This window comes from Bradyrhizobium sp. STM 3809 (assembly GCF_000239795.1).
In the GTDB taxonomy this organism is placed as follows: domain Bacteria; phylum Pseudomonadota; class Alphaproteobacteria; order Rhizobiales; family Xanthobacteraceae; genus Bradyrhizobium.
In genome coordinates this window covers 1-20,149 of sequence record NZ_CAFJ01000204.1, presented here as the reverse complement: position 1 = coordinate 20,149, position 20,149 = coordinate 1, and the positions used below count along the sequence as shown (strand labels likewise).

Genomic DNA, 20,149 nt, shown 5'->3' with positions numbered 1-20,149 from the left:
CAGCTGTTCAAGAACATCATCTATCTCGGCGCGCTCTCGGCGCTGCTCGAGATGGATCCGAAGCTGATCGAGCAATTGATCGGCGAGCAGTACAAGGGCAAGGAGAAGCTGCTCTCCTCCAACGTCCATGCGCTGCATCTCGGCCGCGACTGGGCGTTGCAGAATTTGAAATGCCCGATCGGCCTGCGCATCAGGAAGGCCGACAAGGTCGGCGACCGCATCTTCCTCGAAGGCAACAATGCCGCCGCGCTCGGCGCCGTCTACGGCGGCGCGACCGTGTGCGCCTGGTATCCGATCACGCCCTCGTCGTCGCTGGCGGAAGCATTCGCCAACCATTGCAAGAAGCTGCGGCATGACCCGGAGACCGGCCAGGCCAAATACGCCATCGTGCAGGCCGAGGATGAACTCGCCTCGATCGGCATGGTGGTCGGCGCATCCTGGAACGGGGCGCGCGCCTTTACGACCACATCCGGTCCGGGCGTGTCGCTGATGACCGAGTTCATCGGCCTGTCCTACTTCGCCGAGATCCCGGCCGTGATCATGAACGTGCAACGCGCAGGTCCCTCGACCGGCATGCCGACGCGGACGCAGCAATGCGACCTCATCGCCTGCGGCTATGCCTCGCATGGCGACACCAAGCATGTGATGCTGTTCCCCGAGGATCCGGCCGAAGCGTTCGAATTCGCGGCGGCATCGTTCGATCTTGCCGAGCGCCTGCAGACCACCGTCTTCCTGATGCTCGACCTGGACATCGGCATGAACCAGCGGCTGTGCCGGCCGCTGAAATGGGATGATTCCCGGCAGTATGACCGCGGCAAGGTGATGACCGCCGAGATGCTCGAGGAAGGCCGCGACTTCGGCCGCTATCTCGACGTCGACGGCGACGGCATCCCGTTCCGCACCTATCCCGGCACGCATCCGACCAAGGGCTCCTACTTCACCCGCGGCACCTCGCGCGACCGCTATGCGCGCTACTCGGAGGAAGGCGCCGTCTATGCCGACAACGTGCAACGGCTGCTGCGCAAATTCCAGACCGCGCAAGACATGGTGCCGCGGCCGCTGCAGGCCAACGCTGCCAAGCCGACGAAATATGGCGTGATCTATTTCGGCTCGACCGCGCCGGCGATGGACGAGGCGATCGGCCTGCTGGAGGCGCGCGGGCACCAGCTCGATCGCCTCCGCGTCCGCGCCTTCCCGTTCCATTCGAGCGTCGCGAGCTTCATCGCCGAGCACGATTTCGTCTATGTCGTCGAGCAGAACCGCGACGGCCAGCTGCGCCAGCTGATCGTCAACGAGAACGGCATCGATCCGGTGCGGCTGGTGCCGATCCTGCATTATGACGGCACGCCGATCACCGCGCGATTCATCGCGGACGCGATCGGGACCCACCAGGACCAGATGCGGGTCACACCGCTGCGCAAGGCGGTGTCTTAATGTCGGCCCCACTCTCTCCTTCGTCATGCCCGGGCTTGACCCGGGCATCCACGTCTTTTCCCCTCGGTGCTCCCACGTGGATGGCCGGGACAAGCCCGGCCATGACGGCGCTGGGTGACAGGGTGCTCCCATGACCTACATCGCAAAGCCGAAATTCCAGCATCCCGGCATCAGGAAGAACGCGCTGGGCTACAGCCATCGCGACTACGAGGGCAAGATCTCGACCTTGTGCGCCGGCTGCGGCCACGATTCGATCACGGCCTCGATCATCGAGGCCTGCTTCGAGCTGTCGATCGAGCCGCACCGGGTGGCCAAGATCTCCGGCATCGGCTGCTCGTCGAAGACGCCGGACTATTTCCTCGGCAATTCGCACGGCTTCAACACCGTGCACGGCCGCATGCCCTCGGTGCTGACCGGTGCCAACCTCGCCAATCGCGAGCTGATCTATCTCGGCGTCTCTGGCGACGGCGATTCCGCCTCGATCGGCTTCGGCCAGTTCGCCCATGCGATCCGGCGCGGCGTCAACATGACCTATGTCGTCGAGAACAACGGCGTCTACGGCCTGACCAAGGGTCAGTTCTCGGCCACCGCCGATCGCGGCTCGAAGTCGAAGAAGGGCGTCACCAACACCGATAACCCGATCGACCTCGTCGGCATCGCGCTGCAACTGGGGGCCACCTATGTCGCGCGCTCGTTCTCCGGCGACAAGAAGCAGCTGGTGCCGATCATCGAGGGCGCGATCCGGCACAAGGGCGCGGCGTTCATCGACGTCATCAGCCCGTGCATCGCGTTCAACAACCACGCCGGCTCGACCAAGAGTTTTGATTACGTCCGTGAGCACAATGACGCGGTGAACCGATTGGACGTGCTGACCGGGCGCGATCCGATCGAGATCGACCAGGATCCCGGCACGGTGCAGATCGTCGAGCAGCACGACGGCTCGCGGCTGGCGCTGCGCAAGATCGACGCCGACTACGATCCGCACGACCGGCTGGGCGCGATGACCTTCCTGCAGAAGCATGCCGCGCAAGGCCAGATCGTGACCGGGCTGCTGTATGTCGATCCCGAGGCGGACGACCTCCACAGCCACCTCAACACGGTGGAACGGCCGCTCAACCGGCTTGAGGCGGCGGATCTGTGCCCGGGTCAGAGCGTGCTCGACAAGATCAACGCGAGCCTGCGCTAAGCCGGGCGCTGGGCTAACAGCCTGCCCGTCACCGTCCTTCGAGACGCCCGCCTCCGGCGGGCTCCTCAGGACGAGGCCAGAGTGCTTAGCAAGTTGTAGCCCGAGTGAGCCCTACTCCCCACCCTCATGGTGAGGAGCGCCGTCTTCGGCGCGTCTCGAACCATGAGGCCCCGGTCTCAGGACCCCAGCGCACTCGCCCACACACGTTCGAGCTGCGCGATCGCCTCCGGCGGCGGCCGCGCCGACAGCGCGTCGTCGTCACCGCTCACCAGTCCGAACTCCCGCAGCCTGATCAGCGCCTCATCGATATTGAACGCCCGCCCCAATCCGAACATCTGCTGCAGCAATTCCTCGACGTGGCTTCCCAGCGCCGCCCGGCTCAACGGCACCGATGCCAGCAGCAGGCCGCCATAGGCCAGCACCGCCTCCTTCCAGTCCTGATCCTCCGCCTCCCCGATCAGGTAGTTGAAGATGCCGGAATTGTTGTTGACGTTGCGGAAGTAGATGTTGTCGGTGACCTGCTTCTGATGGATCAGCGACTGGCGGTGGAAATTGCCCCATTGCCGCAGGATGAAGGCGCCGAGCGCGAACAGGCCGGACAGCGCGGCCAGCGCCTGCTCGGTGTCGTTGTCGTGCACGGTGCCGCTGAGGCCGAGATAGAAGCCGGCGACGATGAACAGCACCGTCAAGGTCGAGGCCAGCTTGAGCAGGATCGGCACGCCGCCGACCAGCGCCGGCACCCCTAACGTCAGCTGCTCGCGCAGGCCCATCACCACGCGCACGTTGGGCAGCAGCGCCTCGAGATCGAAGCGCGCGATGTGGCGGAAATATTTGAACAGCACGGCGCCGCCGCGGATCTTGTTGCGGCCGCGCCAGGCGGCGATCTTGCGCTTTGCCTTGGCCGGCTCGTCGGGCTTGGTCGCGACCATCAGCAGGATGTCGTCATAGACCTCGATCTCCTGCTTGCGCCGCCGCAGGCCGTACAGCATCGGGACCTCGATCGTCTCCTGGTGCTGGCCGCGCCGAAACATGCGCACCGCGCGAAAGTCCGAAATCGGCGCCTTCAACTTGACCCTGACGAGCGCGTGCTCGGCAAAGGCGCGCTCGATCTCGTCATGGGTGATCTCGATGAAGTTGGCTTCGCCGAGCACGCGGACGAATTCGTCGGTGAGATTGCGATAGGCGGCGTCGCTCTCGCTCTGCGAGCGATGGCGGCCGGCGGGGATCTCGGGATCGAAATCGAAATAGGCGTCGCGAAGGCGATCGAGCTCGTCGAAATATTCGTGATGCAGGATGGCGCCGAGCATGCGCGCGAGCTGGCGCAGATCGCCCGATTGAGCCTCGTCCAGGCTACCATGCGAGATCACTGCGTCAAGGACGTCGGACTTGCGGATCGGAATGAACCGGTCCCGCCGGCTCCTCGCCGCCGTCTCCTTTGTCTCAACCACGCGCTTACGCCTGAGCTTCAATTGCCGTCATGCAACGTCCGGCATTCAGGAGCCGGCCGTCAACGCGCACCATAGACGGCCTGTCGACCTTGCGCCACTCGCTCGCGTTTCCTGCCGGTCGGCAGGGCTCCGGCCTCGTCCGAAGATTAGGCGAACCGCCGTCGTTTTTGGGCTCCCTCAGAGCTGCCAAAAAAGTCGTCATGCCCGGGCTTGACCCGGGCATCCACGCTTTTCCAAGATTTCCAAAGAGGATGGATGGCCGGGTCAAGCCCGGCCATGACGCAGCGGGGGCTTTCGAGAAGCAGCGTTTGCCTACTCAAGCGCGTGAACTCGCATTTCGGGCGACAGGAGAACGATTATGACAGACACGGAGCGCAGCAAATCCGCGTTCAGCGCAGTTCGTGCCATCGACTACACGGTCATCCTGGCGCGCGACTGGCAGGCCATGCGCGGTTTCTATGAGGAGGTGCTCGGCTTCCCGCCGCGACGCGAGCTGTCGCAAGGCTGGATCGAATATCGGGTCGGTGCCAACACCTTGGCGTTGGCCCAGCCCAAGCGACTGGCCTCGGACCAGCCGACGCCAATGGGCAGCGCTTCGGTTCAGCTGGCGTTCAAAGTGGCGCGCGAGGATGTCGACCACTGTGCAGCTGAGCTCATCAACAAAGGCATCGCCCTCGTGGAGCCGCCAACGGACCAGCCTTTCGGCCATCGCACCCTGTTCTTCAGGGATCCCGATGGAAACCTGCTGGAAGTGTACGCGGAGATCTAACCCCTGGCGGCCGCGCTACGCGGCCGCCGGTTGTATCCGGGGATTGAGCACGTACTCCTTCAGCATTTTGTCGGTGGCGGCGTCGACTTCGGTGAGCTGGACGTCGTAGCTCCAGAGGTCGGCGAGGTGCTGCAGCACGCGCTTGGTGTCGGTCTCGTTGAGCTGGGCGCCCTTGACCACCGTATGCCGCAGCATCAGGCGGCGGTCGCCGGCAAGGTCGACGTCGACGACCTCGATGTTCGGATCGATGTAGCCGACATCATACTGCTTCGACAGTTCGCGGCGGATGCGGCGATAGCCGCGCTCGTCGTGGATGGCGTCGACCAGGATGCCGGCGCGCTCGGCCGGATCGTCATGCAGGTGGAACAGCCGGAAGTGCCGGATCAGGTTGGGGCTGAGGAACTGGCTGATGAAGCTCTCGTCGCGATAATTGGCCCAGACGTCGCGCAGCACCGCCATCTCGTCGCCGGTGCCGGCGATGTCCGGGAACCATTCGCGGTCCTCCTCGGTCGGATCCTTCACGATGCGCTCGATGTCCTGCATGATCGCGAAGCCGAGCGCGTAAGGATTGAAGCCGGAGAAGCGCGGATCGTCAAACTCCGGCTGGAACACGACGTTGGTGTGGGACTGCAGGAACTCCAGGAAGTTGCCGTCGGTGAGACGGCCCTCCTCATGCAGCCGCTTCATGATGCGGTAGTGCACGTAGGTCGCCGTGCCCTCGTTCATGACCTTGGTCTGGCCCTGCGGATAGAAGTACTGCGCGATATGGCGGACGATGCGCAGCAGCTCGCGCTGCCACGGCGCCAGCCGCGGCGCACTCTTCTCGAGAAAGTAAAGCAGGTTCTCCTGCGGCAGGCCAAGCAGCGCGCGGCGGCGCTCGACGTTCAGCACTGCGCTGGTCTTGGCCGGGCCGGTCGGCACCGTGCGCCAGAGATCGTTGAACTGCTCCTCCTCGTAGAGCCTGCGCTTGCCGGCGCGCTTCTCCTCCTCGCGGAAGTCGAGCTTCTTCTTGCCGGGATAGCGGTCGACGCCATGCGACATCAGCGCATGCGCGGCATCGAGCGTGTGCTCGACGGACATCCGGCCGAACCGCTCCTCGCATTGCGCGATGTAGCCGCGGGCGAAATCGAGATAATCGAGGATGCCGTCGGCATCGGTCCACTGCTTGAACAGATAGTTGTTCTTGAAGAAGTGGTTGTGGCCGAACGCGGCATGCGCGATGACGAGCGTCTGCATCGTCGCCGTGTTCTCTTCCATCAGATAGGAGATGCAGGGCGAGGAGTTGATCACGATCTCATAGGCGAGGCCCATCAGGCCCTTGCGGTACGAAGCCTCGTGATAGGCGAAGTGCTTGCCGAACGACCAGTGCTTGTAGAACAAGGGCATGCCGACCGAGGAATAGGCGTCGAGCATCTGCTCGGCGGTGATCACCTCGATCTGGTTGGGATAGGTGTCGAGCCCGAGCTCCTTTTGCGCCACGGTCTCGCAGGCATCGTGGATGCGCTGCAGAGTAAGGAAATTCCAGTCGGCGCCCTCGAACAGCAATCCGCTCATGATGCCGCCCTCTCCTGCGTGGTGCCGCGACGCTGAAACAGGTCGTGGAAGACGGGGAAGATCTCGCTGCGGTCGCGCACCTTGCGCATCGACAGCGGCTGGCCATTGGCGCGCAGGCGCTCATAGAGCGACCACAGCGCCGAGTCCGGCATCTCGAACGAATAGGTTCCGGACTCGCCGACTTCGAGATAGGCGAAGAACTGCGAGACGGGGAGAATGTTGTCGGTCAGCAGCCGCGCGACGTTCTCGGAGTCAGAGGTCGCATTGTCGCCGTCGGAGGCCTGCGCCGCATAGATGTTCCAGTCCGACGGGCGGAAGCGCGAGCGGACGATGTCGTGCATGCATTGCAGGGCGCTGGAGACCAAGGTGCCGCCGGACGCCGGACCATAGAAGAAGGTCTGCTCGTCGACCTCCTCGGCGCGGTCGGTGTGGCGGATGAACACGATCTCGACGTGACGGTAGCGCCGGGTGAGGAACACGTAGAGCAGCATGTAGAACCGCTTGGCCAAGTCCTTCATGTGCTCGGACATCGAGCCGGAGACGTCCATCAGGCAGAACATCACGGCCTGCGCGATCGGCTTCGGCACCGCCTCGAAGCGGCGGTAGCGGATGTCGATCGGATCGATGAAGGGAATCCGCTTGGCCTTGGCCCTCAACGCCTCGAGCTCCGCCACCAGCGCAGCCTTCTTGTCCTCGTCGGTCTCCTGCGCGATCTTGTCTTCGAGCTCCGCAAGGGCCTCAGGCCGCGGCCGTCGCAGCGCGACGCGGCGGGCCAGCGCCCGCGTCACGGTGCGGCTGATCGAAATGTTGGCTGGCGAGCCAGAGGTCGAATAGCCCGCGCGCACCAGGCCCTCGCTCTCGGCCTCGGCAAATTTGCGCTTGGCGAGATCCGGCAGCTCGAGGTCGTCGAGGAACAGATTGACGAACTCCTCCTTGCTCAGCACGAAGCGGAAAGCATCCTCGCTGTCGCCCTGGCCGGGGCCCGACTTGCGGCCGCTGCCGTCGCCGGAGCGCGGCAGGATGTCGCCTTCGATGAACTTCTTGTTGCCCGGCAGCACCATGTCGCGGGTGCCGCCCTCGCGGCGGAAGCGCGGCTCGTCCATGCCGTCGAGCGGGATCGAGACCTCGCCGCCCTCCAGCACGTCCTTGATGTCGCGGTCCTGCGAGGTCTTCTTGACCGCTCCCTGAACCAGGGCCTTGGCGCGGCGCAAAAATCGCTGGCGGTTCTCCAGACTTTTGCCGCCCGGATTCAGGCGCCGATCAATGATGTGCATGACCACGTTCCATACGCCTCCAGCTGCAGCGGCTTCGACTCCTGCTCTCCCCCGCCGCGATGCCGCGGTACAGCGCCAAACCGACACGGCACCCGCATCATCTCCTGTCCGACGCTTCGACGACGTCCAGCGCCGAACGCTCCGCGTTCGTCATCGTCCTGGCGCCGATGTCATCCGACGGCCTGCAGCACGTGCAGCGGACATCGGCGCCGGACCACGATCAACCCGCCTGCTTCACCCGCATGTACCACTCGACCAGCCGGCGGACCTGCCGCTCGGTATAGCCGCGCTCGACCATGCGCTGGACGAAGTCGGCGTGCTTCTTCTCGGTGTCACCGTCCTTCTTGGTGCCGAAGGAGATGACCGGCAGAAGGTCTTCGACCTGCGAGAATATCCTCTTTTCGATGACTTCGCGGATCTTTTCGTAGGAGGTCCAGGACGGATTTTTTCCGCCGTTCTGGGCCCGGGAACGCAGCGAGAACTTGACAACCTCGTTGCGGAAGTCCTTCGGGTTGGCAATTCCGGCCGGCTTCTCGATCTTGGTCAGCTCCTGGTTCAGCAGCTCGCGATTGAGCAGCTGTCCCGTATCGGGATCCTTGAAGTCCTGATCCTCGATCCAGGCGTCGGCATAATCGACGTAGCGGTCGAACAGGTTCTGGCCATAATCGGAGTAGGATTCGAGGTAAGCCTTCTGGATCTCGTGGCCGATGAACTCGGCATAGCGCGGCGCGAGGTCCGCCTTGATGAATTCGAGATAGCGCTTCTCGATCTCCTCCGGCAGCTGCTCGCGCTTGATCGACTGCTCGAGCACATACATCAGATGCACGGCGTCGGCGGAGACTTCCGACGTGTCGTGATTGTAGGTCGCGGCCAGCACCTTGAAGGCAAAGCGGGTGGAGATGCCGTCCATGCCCTCGTCGACCCCGGCGGCGTCGCGATATTCCTGCACGCTGCGCGCCTTGGGATCGGATTCCTTCAGGCTCTCGCCGTCATAGACCCGCATCTTGGCGTACAGGGTCGAGTTCTCGTGCTTGCGCAGGCGCGACATCACGGAGAAGCGGGCCAGCGTATCCAAGGTCGCCGGCGCGCAGGGCGCGGTGGCGAGCTCGGAGCCCTGGATCAGCTTCTCATAGATCTTACGCTCTTCCGTGGTCCGCAGGCAGTACGGCACCTTGATGACGCAGATGCGGTCGATGAAGGCCTCGTTGTTCTTGTTGGTCTTGAAGCTCTGCCACTCGGCCTCGTTGGAGTGGGCGAGGATGACGCCATTATAGGGGATCGCGCCGATATTCTCGGTGCCGATATAGTTGCCCTCCTGCGTCGCGGTCAGCAGCGGATGCAGCATCTTGATCGGCGCCTTGAACATCTCGACGAATTCGAGGATGCCCTGGTTGGCGCGGTTCAGGCCGCCCGAATAGCTGTACGCATCGGGATCGTTCTGCGCGTAGGTCTCGAGCTTGCGGATGTCGACCTTGCCGACCAGCGAGGAGATGTCCTGGTTGTTCTCGTCGCCCGGCTCGGTCTTGGCGATGCCGATCTGGCGCAGCCGCGACGGCTGGATCTTGGCGACGCGGAATTGCGAGATGTCGCCGCCGAACGCTTCGAGACGCTTGTAGCACCATGGGCTCATCAGCCCGGTGAGGCGGCGGCGCGGAATGCCGTATTTCTCCTCCAGCATCGGTCCCAGCGTGTCGGGATCGAACAGGCTGAGCGGAGATTCGAACACCGGGCTGAGCTCATCGCCGGCCTTCAGCACATAGATGGGATGCACTTCCATCAGCTGCTTCAGCCGCTCGGAGAGCGACGACTTGCCGCCGCCGACCGGTCCGAGCAGATAAAGGATTTGCTTGCGCTCTTCCAGGCCCTGCGCGGCGTGGCGGAAGAAGCCGACGATCCGCTCGATCGTATCCTCCATGCCGTAGAAGCCGGCGAAGGCTGGATACAGGCGAACCGTGCGGTTCAAAAAAATACGGCCAAGGCGTGGGTCCTTGGCCGTGTCGATCATCTGGGGCTCACCGATCGCAGCTAGTAGTCGCTCAGCGGCGTTCGCGTATCGCATCGGGTCGGTTCGACACGATTCTAGATATTCCTGCATCGACATGTCGGTCTGGCTTCGCGCCTCGAACGACCTCGCGAACGCGTTGAACAACGAATCGTTGTACATGATCCCTCTCCACGTAGGTTCCGCCGCACCTGCTGCAACGGGCCGAGATCCAAGTACGTTCCTACTGGTCTCGAACCGACTCAGAGTGAAGCGCGCTAGCCCCTATTGGGCACCGTCTTGGTCCTCTTTCGCAACGCAAAGTGCATGCAGCATATGCCCTATCAACATGCACTTCGCTCAATAGTTCGGCAAAACCGCGCCAATCCCTTCCATTTGTACCCTATTGTCTCTGCTTCGCAACATCCGCAATACCCCGGCACCGTAGTCGTCCCGCCGCACAAGGCGTTGTGAATCCGCGTGAACTAAGGCCGCGACGCGTGCGAACGAGTGTCGGTGACGCCGGTGAACCGGAAATGAACGGATGTCTTCTCCGCATCATCGAACGGCTGGAACGATTCATTCGTGATGCTGCGTGACACGCGTGCATCACGTCAGACCGACGCCTTGCTTCGCAGACCCGCTGCGTCGTGAGCCGCTCTGTCTGGCTCAACTCTTCAGCCGACACGTCGAGCATTGCGCATCGATTGTCAGCGATCCCGACATAGCGGTGACAGTCCGGCAGAAACGATTTCATGTCATGAAGGAGATGTGTCGCGGCTTTCGCTTTGCAAGATGACCACACCAGCATGATGTGCTCCGATCGTGTCGTCCGCCGAGTTGAAACCACATCCGGACCGCTAGGCGCACCCCATCGAGTCTTTACGGCGCCTTCGGCGCGGCGGATCACATCGCGGGGCGCAGACAGCACCGCAGGTCGGGCCTCGGCCTCGCACCGTTCAACCCCTTGCCCACCTGCCTCCATCCGCTGCGGCGCCTCCGGGCGCCGGCTCATGCGGCCGTTGCCAGGAGCCTCCGCCACCCTCGAAACCGTCACGAAGCTGTTGGGATTCCACCAGGATCAATCCAATATGAATGGCGTTATTCCGTTGGCTGACGCATAGTTTCCCGGACCGGGCCGGCTCTGCCTGGAACCTGAAAAAGCAAGCCAAAGCACATAGATAGGCAGCAATGAACCCCGTCAAGAAACTCGAACGACACGGCCAGGCCGTCTGGCTCGACTTCCTCGCGCGCGGCTTCGTCGCCAAGGGCGACCTGAAGCGGCTGATCGACGAGGATGGCGTCAAAGGCGTGACCTCCAATCCGGCGATCTTCGAGAAGGCGATCGGGAGCTCGGACGAATACGACGCGCCGATCGCCAGGGCGCTGAAGAGCGGCGACCGCTCGCCGACGCAGCTGTTCGAGGCTGTCGCGGTCGAGGATATCCAGAACGCCGCGGACGTGCTGCGACCGGTCTATGACGAATTCGACGGCAATGACGGCTTCGTCAGCCTGGAAGTCTCGCCCTATCTGGCGATGGACGCCAAGGGCACGATCGCCGAGGCCGAGCAGCTCTGGAAGGCGGTCGACCGCAAGAATCTGATGATCAAGGTGCCGGCGACCGACGCCTGCCTGCCGGCGATCCAGCACCTGATCTCCAAGGGGATCAGCGTCAACATCACGCTGCTGTTCTCGCAAGCCGTCTATCGCCAGGTCGCCGAAGCCTATCTCGCCGGCTTGGAAGCCTATGTTGCCGATGGCGGCGATCCGTCACATGTGGCGAGCGTCGCCTCGTTCTTCGTCAGCCGCATCGACAGCGTCGTCGACAAGCAGCTCGACGAGAAGATCGCCCAGGCCAATGATCCCTCCGAGAAGGAACGGTTGACCGCGCTGAAGGGCAAGATCGCGATCGCCAACGCCAAGATGGCGTATCAGGACTACAAGCACCTGTTCTCGGGCGAGCGCTGGGAGAAGCTCTCCGCCAAGGGCGCCAAGCCGCAGCGGCTGCTATGGGCCTCCACCGGCACCAAGAACAAGGACTACCGCGACGTCCTCTATGTCGAGGAGTTGATCGGGCCGAACACCGTCAACACCGTGCCGCCGGCGACGCTGGACGCCTTCCGCGACCATGGCGAGGTGCGCGACAGCCTCGAAGAGAACGTCGAGGCGGCCGCGGCCGCGCTGGAGGAGCTGGCGAAGACCGGCATTTCGCTCGACGAGATCACCGCAGACCTCGTCGTCGACGGCGTCAAGCAGTTCGCCGACGCCGCTGATAAGCTCTACGGCGCGGTCGCGCACAAGCGCGCCGTCGTGCTCGGCGAGCGGCTTGGGCAGCAGTCGATCGCGGCGGCTGCTGATCTGGAGAAGAAGGTCGCCGCAGCCACCGAGGAGTGGCGCAAGGACGCCAAGATCCGCCGGCTCTGGCACAAGGATGCCTCGGTCTGGACCGGCAAGGACGAGCACAAATGGCTGGGCTGGCTGAGCAGCGCCGAAAAGGCCGACCTTGCGGATTACGAAGACTATGCCCAGCGCGTGAAGGGGCAGCAGTTCTCCGACGCGGTAGTGCTCGGCATGGGCGGCTCCAGCCTCGGTCCTGAGGTGCTCGCCAAGACGTTCCCGCGCAAGGCCGGCTTCCCCCGGCTGCACGTGCTCGACTCCACCGATCCGGCGCAGGTGCGCGCCATGGAGAAGAAGATCGACATCTCCAGCACCGTGTTCATCGTGTCCTCGAAATCCGGCGGCACCACCGAGCCCAACGCGATGAAGGATTATTTCTTCGCGCGCGTGAGCGAGGCGATCGGCGCCAAGAAGGCCGGCCATCGCTTCATCGCCGTGACCGATCCCGGCTCCTCGCTGGAGAAGGCGGCCAAGGCGCAAGGGTTTGCGCGCATCTTCCACGGTGAGCCGACCATCGGCGGCCGCTATTCGGTGCTGTCGCCGTTCGGCCTGGTGCCGGCCGCGACCGCCGGCATCGACGTCCGCAAGCTGATCAAGAACGCACTGTCGATGGTCCGCTCCTGCGGTCCGGATGTGCCGCCGCTGCAGAATCCGGGCGTGCAGCTCGGGCTGGCGATGGGGCTCGCCGGTCTCGACGGGCGCGACAAGATGACCATCTTCGCCTCGCCGAAGGTGGCCGATTTCGGCGCCTGGGCGGAGCAGCTGATCGCCGAGTCCACCGGCAAGGAAGGCAAGGGCCTGATCCCGATCGACGGCGAGCCCTTGGCGTCGCCCGACGTCTACGGTCACGACCGGTTCTTCATCGACATCAAGGTCGACGGCGACGACGTGGCCGGTCACGACGCCAAGCTCAGCGCACTCGAAGAGGCGGGTCATCCGGTCGTGCGCATCGTCATGAACTCGATCGACCAGCTCGGGCAGGAGTTCTTCCGCTTCGAGATCGCCACGGCCGTGGCCGGGGCCGTGCTCGGCATCAACCCGTTCGACCAGCCCGACGTCGAATCCGCCAAGATCAAGACCCGCGAGCTGACGGCGGCGTTCGAGCGGACCGGCGCGCTGCCGCCAGAGCAGCCCGTCATCGCCATCAAGGGCTGCGAGCTCTACACCGACGCGCACAATGCCGAGAGCCTGCGCGAGCATGGGGCCGACGGCACGCTCGCCTCCTGGCTGAAGGCGCATCTCGGCCGCGCCGGCGACGGCGATTACATCGCCCTGCTCGGCTATATCGAGCACAACGGCGCCAACACCGACGCCCTGCAGCGCATGCGCGTGCGGCTGCGCGACACCAAGCACCTCGCCACCTGCGCCGAGTTCGGCCCGCGCTTCCTGCACTCGACAGGCCAGGCCTACAAGGGCGGACCGGACAGCGGCGTGTTCCTGCAGATCACCGCCGATGAGGCACAGGACCTGCCGATACCCGGCCAGAACGCGAGCTTCGGCGTGATCAAGGCGGCGCAGGCGCGCGGCGATTTCGACGTGCTCACCGAGCGCGGGCGCCGCGCCTTGCGGGTGCATCTCAAGGGCAATCTGAAGTCGGGCCTGAAGATGCTCGACAGCGCGATCACGGAAGCGCTGAGCTAGGAAGGGCCTCCTCACATGCAATTGGGAATGATCGGTCTCGGGCGGATGGGCGGCAACATCGTGCGCCGCCTGATGCGCGCGGGACATTCGTGCGTGGTCTATGATCGCGACGCCAAGGCGGTCGCCACGCTGGTCTCGGAGGGGGCCACCGGGGCTGCGAGCCTCGAGGAGTTCGTCGGCAAGCTGGCCACGCCGCGGCACGCCTGGATCATGCTGCCGGCCGGCAAGATCACGGAAGCCACCGTGGAGCAACTGACCAAGCTGATGTCGGCCGACGACGTCATCATCGATGGCGGCAACAGCTTCTGGCAGGACGACGTCCGCCGCGGCCAGGCGCTGCGGCAGCGCGGCCTTCATTATGTCGATGTCGGCACCTCCGGCGGCGTCTGGGGCCTCGAGCGCGGCTATTGCATGATGATCGGCGGCGACAAGGCCGTCGTCGACCGGCTCGATCCGATCTTTTTGACGCTCGCGCCCGGGATCGGCGATATCCCGCGCACGCCCGGCCGTGATGGCCGCGATCCGCGCGTCGAGCAGGGTTACATCCATGCCGGCCCGACCGGCGCCGGCCATTTCGTCAAGATGATCCATAACGGCATCGAATATGGCTTGATGCAGGCCTATGCCGAGGGCTTCGACATCCTGCGCAACGCCAACAGCGCGGTGCTGCCCGAGGCACATCGCTTCGATTTCGATCTCGCCGACGTCGCCGAGGTCTGGCGCCGTGGCAGCGTCATTCCGTCCTGGCTGCTCGATCTCACCGCCAGCGCGCTGGCGCGCCAGCCGGGGCTGGAGAAATATTCCGGCTATGTCGAGGATTCCGGCGAAGGCCGCTGGACGGTGAATGCCGCGATCGACGAGGCGGTGCCGGCCGAGGTGCTGACGGCGGCGCTGTTCGCGCGCTTCCGCTCGCGCCAGGAGCACACCTTCGCGGAGAAGATCCTGTCGGCCATGCGCGAAGGCTTCGGCGGCCACAAGGAGCCCGAGCAGCATTCTGATCCCGCGCGGCAGAGCGCGCCCGAGATCGTCAAGCCCAAAGCTGACAAGGCGGATCGCGCGTGACCCCGCTGCATCCGCACCAGCCGCCGCATCAGAAGCCCGAGGCCTGCGCCTTCGTGATTTTCGGCGTGACCGGCGACCTCACGCACCGCCTCGTGCTGCCGTCGCTGTACAATCTCGCGGCCGGCAACCTGCTGCCGGACCGCTTCTGCATCGTCGGCATCGCCCGCAAGGGCATGTCGAGCGAGCAGCTTCGCGTGAACCTGATGGAAGGCTTGCGTAAATACGCGACGCGGCCGATCGAGGACGAGGTCGCGCAACGCCTCTTGCAATGTGTCACCGCGATCGAAGCCGATCCGAAGGAGCCGGACAGTTTTGACGAGTTGAAGGAGCGGCTCGCGAAACTGGAAGCCGCGCGGGAGACGCACGGCAACCGGCTGTTCTATCTGGCGACGCCTCCCGCGGCTTTCGCGCCGATCGCCCAGCAGCTCGGCCGCGTCGGGCTGTTGAAGGAGGACGGCAAGGCGTGGCGGCGGCTGGTGGTGGAAAAGCCGTTCGGCACCGATCTCGCCTCGGCCAAGAAGCTCAACGACCAGTTGCTGGAGCTCGTGACCGAGCATCAGATCTACCGGATCGATCATTATCTCGGCAAGGAGACGGTGCAGAACATCCTGGTGCTGCGCTTCGCCAACGGCATGTTCGAGCCGATCTGGAACCGGCACCACATCGATCACGTGCAGATCACGGTCGAGGAGAAGCTCGGCGTCGGCACGCGCGGCAGCTTCTACGATGCCACCGGCGCGCTGCGCGACATGGTGCCGAACCATCTGTTCCAGCTGCTCTCGCTGGTGGCGATGGAGCCGCCGGCGCGGTTCGATGCGCACACCGTCCGCTCCGAGAAGGCCGAAGTGCTGTCGGCCATTCAGCCGCTCACCGAAGAGGAAGCGCTGCTGAACTCAGTCCGCGGCCAGTACAAGGCGGGCCTGGTGGGCGACACCGAGTTGCCCGACTATCGGAACAGCAAGGATGTCAATCCCGACAGCGCGACCGAGACTTATGCGGCGCTGAAGCTGACCATTGACAATTGGCGCTGGGCCGGCGTGCCGTTCTATCTGCGCACCGGCAAGGCGCTCGGCGCCAAGCGCACCGAGGTGGCGATCAAGTTCCGGCAGGCGCCGTTCGCGATGTTCAGCTGCACGCCGATCGATACGTTGGCGGAGAACTATCTCGTCATCGGCATCGAGCCGACCCAGAGCATCACCCTGCAGTTCAACACCAAGATCCCCGGGCCGACCATCCGCACCGACGGCGTGCAGATGAGGTTCAACTACAAGGACTACTTCCAGGCCGAGCCGGCCACCGGCTACGAGACGCTGATCTATGACTGCATGATCGGCGACAACATCCTGTTCCAGCGCGCCGACAGCGTCGAGGCCGGCTGGAAGGCGGTCGAGCCCTTCATCGAGGCCTGGAAGAAGGCCGGCCGCGACGGCCTGCATAGCTACGAAGCCGGCAGCGAAGGCCCCAAGGCCGCCGCCGATCTGCTCGCGCGCGACGGCCGCAGCTGGCGCAAGCTGGCCTGACGCGATGGGCACGCCGTCTCCCGAGCTCGTTCGTGTTGCCGACAAGGCGGCGATGGCGCAGGCCGCTGCCGATCTGTTGCTCGCGCGGATCGCCGCGAAGTCCGGGCGGATCGCGATCTGCCTCACCGGAGGATCCAGTCCGAAGCAGCTCTATGAGCTGCTGGCGACCGACAGCTATCGTGATCGCATTCCCTGGCCGCGCGTGCACTGGTTCATCGGCGACGAGCGCTTCGTGCCGCCTGGCGATCCCTTGCACAACATGACCATGGCGCGTCATGCCTTCCTCGACGCTTGCGCTCCGGCAGCGAATATCCATCCGATCCCGACCGAGACAAGCAGTCCAGAGACCAGCGCGGACGCCTATGCGCGCGAGCTGATGGCGTTCTATGGCGCGGACGTGCTCGATCCGGCCCGGCCGCTGTTCGACCTTGTGCTGCTCGGCATCGGCCCCGACGGTCACGTCGCCTCGCTGTTTCCCGGCTACCCCGCGGTCGATGTCAGGGATCGCTGGATGGTGGGGGTCGACAAGGCGCATGTCGCGCCATTCGTGCCGCGGGTCAGCCTGACGCTGCCCGTGCTTGCGTCCTGCCACACCATGCTGTTCGAGGTCGGAGGCGCCGACAAGCGGCCGATCTTGACGCGGGTGCTTGCCGGCGAAGACCTGCCGGCCAATCGCGCGCGGTCGAACGAGCGGACGACGTTTCTCATCGATGACGCGGCGTGGCCGGAGAACTCGGCGAAGCTCCCGCACGCGCTCATCATCATGGGGGTTTCGAGCTCGGGCAAGAGCACGGTCGGCGAAGCGCTCGGCCGGCGGCTCGGCTGGCGGTTCGAGGACGGCGACGGCTTTCACCCGCCGGCCAATGTCGCCAAGATGAGCGCGGGCCAGCCGCTGACGGACGAGGATCGCTGGCCCTGGCTGCAAGCGATCGCCGACGAGATCGCGCGCTGCCGCGCCAAGGGCGAGCCGATCATCATCGCCTGCTCGGCGCTGAAGAAGGCCTATCGCAAGATCCTGGTCGGCGACCGCCGCGACGTCCGCCTGGTCTATCTTGCGGGAGAGCGCGAATTGATCGGCGACCGCATGGGCCAGCGCAAGGGGCATTTCATGCCGACCGGGCTGCTCGACAGCCAGTTTGCCACGCTGGAACCACCCGGGGCCGACGAGCACCCTGTCAGGGTCTCGGTCGACGCGCCGGTCGAGAGCATCGTCGACGACATCCTGCAACAGCTTCAGATCGGTCGGGATCGTGCCTGACCACGAATGGAACGGCTCATGACCCGCATCGCCCTCGTGGTGTCCGACGTCGACGGCACGCTGCTGACCAAGGACAAGGTCCTGACCGAGCGCGCCGCGAAGGCGGCGCGCGAGCTTCGCGACGCCGGAATCGCCTTCACCATCACCTCGAGCCGCCCGGCGATCGGCATGGGTTTTCTGATCGCGCCGTTGCAGATCGACCTGCCCGTCGGCCCGTTCAACGGCAGCTCGATCATCGCACCGGACATGCGCCCGCTCGAGCAGAGCCTGATCCCCGCACGCGCCGCCGAGAGCTCCATCGATCTCCTGCATCGGCGCGGCGTCGACATCTGGGTGTTCACAGCGGACGCCTGGCTGACGCGCAATCCGCTGGGCGACTACGTACCGAACGAGCAGCGCGCGATCCGCGCCGACCCCACCATCATCGGCGATTTCGCGCCCTATCTGTCCAGCGCCTGCAAGATCGTCGGCGCCAGCCGCGACTTCGATCTACTGGCCCGCTGCGAGGCCGAGATGCGCGAGCTCCTGGGGACCGAGGCGACCGCGGTGCGCTCGCAGAGCTACTACCTCGACATCACCCCGCCCGGCCGCAACAAGGGCACCTTCGTCACCGCGATGGCGCAGCGGCTCGGCATCCCGCTCGACCAGGTCGCGACCATCGGCGACATGCACAACGACGTCGCGATGTTCGAGGTCAGTGGACTGTCAATCGCGATGGGCAATGCGAGCGACGAGGTGAAGAGCAAGGCCAGGCGCGTGACGACCTCGAACCAGGACGAGGGCTTTGCCAACGCCATGGAGATGATCCTGGCCGAGAACGCGCAGGGTTGAGCTGCCGGCTCAGGCGTCCGAGCGCTGCTTAGCCGGCTTGTCGCTTGTCTGCCTGGCGCTGCACAGGTTCTGCGCCGTGTTGACCAGGGCGATGTGCGTCAGCGCCTGCGGGAAGTTGCCGGTCTGCCGGCGCGCATCGAGGTCGTATTCTTCCGCAAGCAGTCCCACATCGTTGGCAATACCGACCACGCGCTGGAACAGCTTCTCCGCCTCTTCAACGTTGCCGGAGAGCACGTGCGCATCGGCCAGCCACAGGGTGCAGGCCAGGAAGGCGCCCTCGATCGGCTGCTGCTCCTGCGACGACTGTTCGCGCGGATCGTGCCTTAGCACGAAACCGTCGCGCACCAGATGTGTCTCGATGGCCGCGATGGTGCCGCGGATGCGCGGATCGGAGCATGGCAGGAAACCGACCGCCGGCAGCAGCAGCAGGCTCGCGTCGAGCAGCCTGGACCCGTAGGACTCGACGAAGCTGCCGACCTCCGCATCATAGCCCTTCTCGCAGACGTCGCGATGAATGGTGTCCCGCATCCGCCGCCAGCGTTCGAGCGGGGCCTCCAGGTTGAAGCGCTCGGCGCTCTTGATGGCGCGATCGAAGGCGACCCAGGTCATGACCTTGGAAAACACGTAGTGCCGGCCATCGCCGCGGCGCTCCCAGATGCCGTGATCGGGCTTGTCCCAGACGTCGGTGAGATGGTCGACCACGGCGCGTTCGAGCGCCCAGGTGCCGTCGTTTAGCTTCAGCCGGGTCATCCGCGCCTGGTGAAAGGCGTCGATCAGCTCGCCATAGACGTCGAGTTGCAGCTGCGCGTGCGCGGCGTTGCCGATGCGGACGGGCTGCGAGCCTTCATAGCCCGGCAGCCATTCCGCCTCCCATTCGGTCAACCGGCGCTGGCCCATGATGCCGTACATGATCTGCATGTGGGCCGGCGCGCCGGCAGCCGCGCGCAACAGCCAGCTGTGCCAGGCCAGCGCTTCCTCGCTATAGCCGGAGTTCATCAGCGCCAGCAGCGTGAAGGTGGCGTCGCGCAGCCAGCAGAAGCGATAGTCCCAATTGCGCCATCCGCCGAGCTTCTCCGGCAGCGACGTGGTCGGTGCGGCGACGATGCCGCCGGTAGGGCCGTAGGTCAACGCCTTGAGCGTGATGAGGGAGCGGAGCACGAGATCGCGATGATCGCCCTGATAGGTGCAGCGGCCCGACCACTCGGACCAGAACGCCTCGGTGTCGCGGAGCGCCTGCTCGTAGTCGATCGCCTTGGGGACCGGCAGATGCGACGCGCCATAGGTCAGCACGAACGGCGCGGTCTCGCCGGCGGCGACCTCGAATTCCGCCACCGTCGTCATGTCCTCGCCGCGCGTCTCCACCGGCGTGTGCAGCACCGCCATGTCGGGGCCGCACACCGCCAGCAGGGCCGAGCGATCCTCGGAACGTCTCACCCAGGGGATCTCGACGCCGAAGCCGAAGCGGATGGTGAGGTCCATGCGCATCGCGACCTTGCCGGACACGCCGCGGACCAGCCGGACGACATCGGAGGCGCTGCCGCGCGGCGGCATGAAGTCGATCAGCTCGACGACGCCGTCCGCGGCTTCGAAGCGCGTTTCGAGAATGAGGCTGTCGCCGCGATAGCGGCGCGAGGTGATGGTCACCTCGTCGCGCGGCGCGATCAGCCAGCGGCCATTGTTGTGATCGCCGAGCAGCGCGGCGAAGCAGGCATCGGAATCGAACGCCGGCCAGCACAGCCAGTCGATCGACCCGTTGCGGCTCACCAGCGCCGCCGTCTCGCAATCACCAATCAG

The 20,149-nt window shown here is 64.9% G+C and carries 13 protein-coding genes; 8 read left to right on the top strand and 5 right to left on the bottom strand.

Annotated features, from left to right (window positions below; translation table 11 throughout):
- Both BRAS3809_RS11230 and BRAS3809_RS11225 read left to right on the top strand, forming a co-directional pair.
- Nucleotides 1–1,434 (top strand): ferredoxin oxidoreductase (locus BRAS3809_RS11230; protein ID WP_035656067.1); only part of this gene is annotated, 1,434 nt, incomplete at its 5' end.
- A 130-nt stretch (nucleotides 1,435–1,564) separates the two neighbouring features.
- Complete coding sequence (locus BRAS3809_RS11225) at nucleotides 1,565–2,620, top strand: 2-oxoacid:ferredoxin oxidoreductase subunit beta (RefSeq protein ID WP_008962216.1); 1,056 nt, start codon at nucleotides 1,565–1,567, stop codon at nucleotides 2,618–2,620.
- A gap of 176 nt (nucleotides 2,621–2,796) precedes the next feature.
- Here BRAS3809_RS11225 and BRAS3809_RS11220 read toward each other — a convergent pair whose 3' ends face one another.
- On the bottom strand, nucleotides 2,797–4,068 hold the full coding sequence (locus tag BRAS3809_RS11220; protein ID WP_008962215.1) for a TMEM143 family protein: 1,272 nt from the start codon (nucleotides 4,066–4,068) through the stop codon (nucleotides 2,797–2,799).
- Nucleotides 4,069–4,426: 358 nt separating this feature from the next.
- Between BRAS3809_RS11220 and BRAS3809_RS11215 the strand changes: the two genes are divergently transcribed.
- The gene (locus BRAS3809_RS11215) at nucleotides 4,427–4,837 is read left to right on the top strand and encodes a VOC family protein (protein WP_008962214.1); all 411 of its coding nucleotides are present in this window, start codon (nucleotides 4,427–4,429) and stop codon (nucleotides 4,835–4,837) included.
- A 15-nt stretch (nucleotides 4,838–4,852) separates the two neighbouring features.
- Here the strand turns inward: BRAS3809_RS11215 and BRAS3809_RS11210 are convergent, their stop codons facing one another.
- The 3 genes from BRAS3809_RS11210 to BRAS3809_RS11200 all read right to left on the bottom strand — a co-directional run bounded on the left by BRAS3809_RS11210 (nucleotide 4,853) and on the right by BRAS3809_RS11200 (nucleotide 9,829).
- Nucleotides 4,853–6,391, bottom strand: coding sequence for a SpoVR family protein (locus BRAS3809_RS11210; RefSeq protein ID WP_008962213.1), 1,539 nt, complete (start codon nucleotides 6,389–6,391; stop codon nucleotides 4,853–4,855).
- Nucleotides 6,388–7,665 carry a YeaH/YhbH family protein gene (locus BRAS3809_RS11205; protein WP_008962212.1) on the bottom strand — a complete coding sequence of 426 codons (1,278 nt, stop codon included), beginning with the start codon at nucleotides 7,663–7,665 and terminating at the stop codon, nucleotides 6,388–6,390. The genes BRAS3809_RS11210 and BRAS3809_RS11205 overlap by 4 nt, the downstream gene beginning before the upstream one ends.
- Before the next feature lie 220 nt (nucleotides 7,666–7,885).
- Nucleotides 7,886–9,829: a PrkA family serine protein kinase gene (locus BRAS3809_RS11200; RefSeq protein ID WP_008962211.1), complete on the bottom strand. Its 1,944-nt coding sequence runs from the start codon at nucleotides 9,827–9,829 to the stop codon at nucleotides 7,886–7,888.
- A 1,008-nt stretch (nucleotides 9,830–10,837) separates the two neighbouring features.
- On the opposite strand from BRAS3809_RS11200, the gene BRAS3809_RS11195 reads away from it, so the two are divergent.
- From BRAS3809_RS11195 to BRAS3809_RS11175, 5 genes are read left to right on the top strand one after another with little or no spacing between them, the layout of a single operon-like run.
- Nucleotides 10,838–13,684: a bifunctional transaldolase/phosoglucose isomerase gene (locus BRAS3809_RS11195; protein ID WP_008962210.1), complete on the top strand. Its 2,847-nt coding sequence runs from the start codon at nucleotides 10,838–10,840 to the stop codon at nucleotides 13,682–13,684.
- Nucleotides 13,685–13,699: 15 nt separating this feature from the next.
- Nucleotides 13,700–14,746 carry a phosphogluconate dehydrogenase (NAD(+)-dependent, decarboxylating) gene (gene gnd / locus BRAS3809_RS11190; protein WP_035656065.1) on the top strand — a complete coding sequence of 349 codons (1,047 nt, stop codon included), beginning with the start codon at nucleotides 13,700–13,702 and terminating at the stop codon, nucleotides 14,744–14,746.
- Nucleotides 14,743–16,266 carry a glucose-6-phosphate dehydrogenase gene (gene zwf, locus BRAS3809_RS11185; protein ID WP_008962208.1) on the top strand — a complete coding sequence of 508 codons (1,524 nt, stop codon included), beginning with the start codon at nucleotides 14,743–14,745 and terminating at the stop codon, nucleotides 16,264–16,266. The genes gnd and zwf overlap by 4 nt, the downstream gene beginning before the upstream one ends.
- Before the next feature lie 4 nt (nucleotides 16,267–16,270).
- Complete coding sequence (gene pgl / locus BRAS3809_RS11180) at nucleotides 16,271–17,524, top strand: 6-phosphogluconolactonase (RefSeq protein ID WP_008962207.1); 1,254 nt, start codon at nucleotides 16,271–16,273, stop codon at nucleotides 17,522–17,524.
- Between the two features lie 18 nt (nucleotides 17,525–17,542).
- Nucleotides 17,543–18,355 carry a Cof-type HAD-IIB family hydrolase gene (locus BRAS3809_RS11175; protein WP_008962206.1) on the top strand — a complete coding sequence of 271 codons (813 nt, stop codon included), beginning with the start codon at nucleotides 17,543–17,545 and terminating at the stop codon, nucleotides 18,353–18,355.
- 9 nt (nucleotides 18,356–18,364) lie between these two features.
- On the opposite strand, the gene BRAS3809_RS11170 is transcribed toward BRAS3809_RS11175, so the two are convergent.
- Nucleotides 18,365–20,149, bottom strand: a 1,785-nt coding sequence (locus BRAS3809_RS11170) for a glycoside hydrolase family 15 protein (protein ID WP_063824005.1), incomplete at its 5' end; no start/stop codon positions are given.

Coding starts and splice junctions, on each gene's coding strand:
- BRAS3809_RS11205 (WP_008962212.1), bottom strand. CDS start 7,665: ATGCACATCATTGATCGGCGCCTGAATCCGGGCGGCAAAAGTCTGGAG.
- BRAS3809_RS11175 (WP_008962206.1), top strand. CDS start 17,543: ATGACCCGCATCGCCCTCGTGGTGTCCGACGTCGACGGCACGCTGCTG.
- pgl (WP_008962207.1), top strand. CDS start 16,271: ATGGGCACGCCGTCTCCCGAGCTCGTTCGTGTTGCCGACAAGGCGGCG.
- BRAS3809_RS11225 (WP_008962216.1), top strand. CDS start 1,565: ATGACCTACATCGCAAAGCCGAAATTCCAGCATCCCGGCATCAGGAAG.
- BRAS3809_RS11210 (WP_008962213.1), bottom strand. CDS start 6,391: ATGAGCGGATTGCTGTTCGAGGGCGCCGACTGGAATTTCCTTACTCTG.
- BRAS3809_RS11195 (WP_008962210.1), top strand. CDS start 10,838: ATGAACCCCGTCAAGAAACTCGAACGACACGGCCAGGCCGTCTGGCTC.
- gnd (WP_035656065.1), top strand. CDS start 13,700: ATGCAATTGGGAATGATCGGTCTCGGGCGGATGGGCGGCAACATCGTG.
- BRAS3809_RS11200 (WP_008962211.1), bottom strand. CDS start 9,829: ATGTACAACGATTCGTTGTTCAACGCGTTCGCGAGGTCGTTCGAGGCG.
- BRAS3809_RS11215 (WP_008962214.1), top strand. CDS start 4,427: ATGACAGACACGGAGCGCAGCAAATCCGCGTTCAGCGCAGTTCGTGCC.